Genomic DNA, 1971 nt, shown 5'->3' with positions numbered 1-1971 from the left:
AGGAATGCCGTTTCCGTCCAGCCATGGTTCCTATCGTCCCTCCTGGCCCTCACCAGGGCCAACAGGACTCTAATTCCGGCCGGTCGCGTTCACGGGGAGCAGGTCAGGATGCCTCACTCGTCGATCGAGTACGTGATGAACGTGGGAACCGTCCAGGACCGCCCTCGCTGCTGCGCAGCCGGCGTGGCGGCAGGGCAGGCGCGTCGTCTACTGATAATGCTGGGCAGGACGGAGGCTTCGTAGTAGTCCGAGGTCGGGAAAGCCGGTCACATGGCGAAGGGAGCCAGCAAGTCTGTGGTGGAAGTACTGGAATGCCAGGAGGGCACTGGTGAATACGAGTGAGCCGTCGATCGCCGCGTTGCGGGCCGAGCGGCGGGTACTGGGTATCCAGACCAAGCTGCACCGTTGGGCGAACGACGATCCTCATCGTCGGCTCGATGATCTGTTCAACCTCGTTACCGATCCCGCGTTCCTGTTGATGGCGTGGGAACGGGTCTCGGGGAACAAGGGAGCACGCTCGTCCGGAGTCGACGGGACCACTGTCGCCTTCGTTCGGGAACAGATCGGTGTGGATAACTTCCTCGCCGAAGTGCGGGATAGTTTGCGGTTCCGCACTTTCCGTCCGCTGCCGGTCAAGGAACGGCTTATCCCGAAACCGGGGTCGCGCAAGATGCGCCGGTTGGGATTCCGACCGTGACCGACCGCGTGGTGCAAGCCGCGCTGAAGCTGGTGCTGGAACCGATCTGGGAGGCGGATTTTCAGCCGTGTTCCTATGGGTTCCGGCCGAACCGACGAGCACACGACGCAGTCGCCGAGACCGTCTTTCTGGCATCCAAGACCTACGAGTGGGTGCTGGAGGGCGATATCGAGGCGTGTTTCGACGAGATCTCACATCCGGCGCTGATGGACCGGGTGCGGGTCCGGATCGGAGACAGGCGGGTACTCGCGCTGGTGAAGGCGTTCTTGAAGGCGGGGGTCCTCGCCCCGAACGGTTTCGCCAGGGACAGTGTCAGCGGCACCCCGCAGGCATGAACCTGAGCTGCCGACCAATCAAGCCCGATCCGACATCTCCGAAGCATTCGAGCGAGCGCTCTCGGAGGCTCACATGCTCGGGAGCGGTTCGTCACCTCCGAGCTCCGGAGTCTGTCGTGAATCCGACCTGGCCGGCGATCATTGTCGCCGGTCTGCTGGAGATCACGTGGGCGCACGGCATCCGGCTCGCAGATGGCATTACGAAGTTGGTTCCCACTGTGGTGTGCGGCCTTCTGGCGGTCGCGGTGGTGTTCGTGCTGAACCTGGGCGTGAGAACGCTTCCCATCGAAACTGCCTATGCCGTGTTCGTCAGAATCGGTGCGACAGGCACTGCCCTTGTCGACATGATTTGGCTCCGAGAGCCTGTCGGCCTAACGCGTGTGATTGCTCTCGCGCTCATCATCGGGGGCGTTGTATGGCTCCAGCTCACGGAACAGACCGGAGAGTCTGCACGAGGAAACTGACGACTCGACGTGCGTCCATTCATTGTATTAATCTTGTTGTTTAAATAACCATCAAGAAAACTATGGCTGCCGGTTCGGTCCGGACTGCGCGGTCGGAGGAGTTGACTGCGGTGTGGTTCGAATGGTTCCGAGCTCTATGGGAGGTGAGCTTCGCCCGGCTCGATGAGTATCTTCATGAACTTACTCGTTGCATCCCGGACTCGACCGCCGACAGGCCCCCACAGTCGACCACTGACCCACTAGCGGAGGACCAATGAGCAGGCATCTCCCACACGCCGTAAACAGCGGAAGACGTGCGGGGCAGGGTGCACTCTACGTCCACGGTGCGGTTCGCGCGGTCGACCACCTCTGGACTGTCGATGCGATACGGGCGATCCACCGTCCGACATGTCGGCGCATCATCGACTATCTGCACCTTTATGGGCCTACGCGCACTGGAGTGCTCGCGGAGCCCTGGCCGAGCAGGTGGCAGCAT

The 1971-nt window shown here is 61.8% G+C and carries 1 protein-coding gene and 1 pseudogene; both read left to right on the top strand.

The features are described from left to right. Window positions 1-517: 517 nt before the first annotated feature. Window positions 518-1032 (top strand): annotated as a pseudogene (locus tag ON20_RS39250) (reverse transcriptase domain-containing protein); the annotation flags it as partial. Between the two features lie 116 nt (window positions 1033-1148). Next, on the top strand, window positions 1149-1496 hold the full coding sequence (locus ON20_RS25965; RefSeq protein WP_040839701.1) for a DMT family transporter: 348 nt from the start codon (window positions 1149-1151) through the stop codon (window positions 1494-1496). Window positions 1497-1971 lie beyond the last annotated feature (475 nt).

It is taken from the genome of Nocardia brevicatena NBRC 12119, from assembly GCF_000308495.1.
Classification (GTDB): Bacteria; Actinomycetota; Actinomycetes; order Mycobacteriales; family Mycobacteriaceae; genus Nocardia; species Nocardia brevicatena.
Note: the sequence above shows the minus strand (reverse complement) of the source record. Positions and strands in the feature narration are given on the sequence as shown.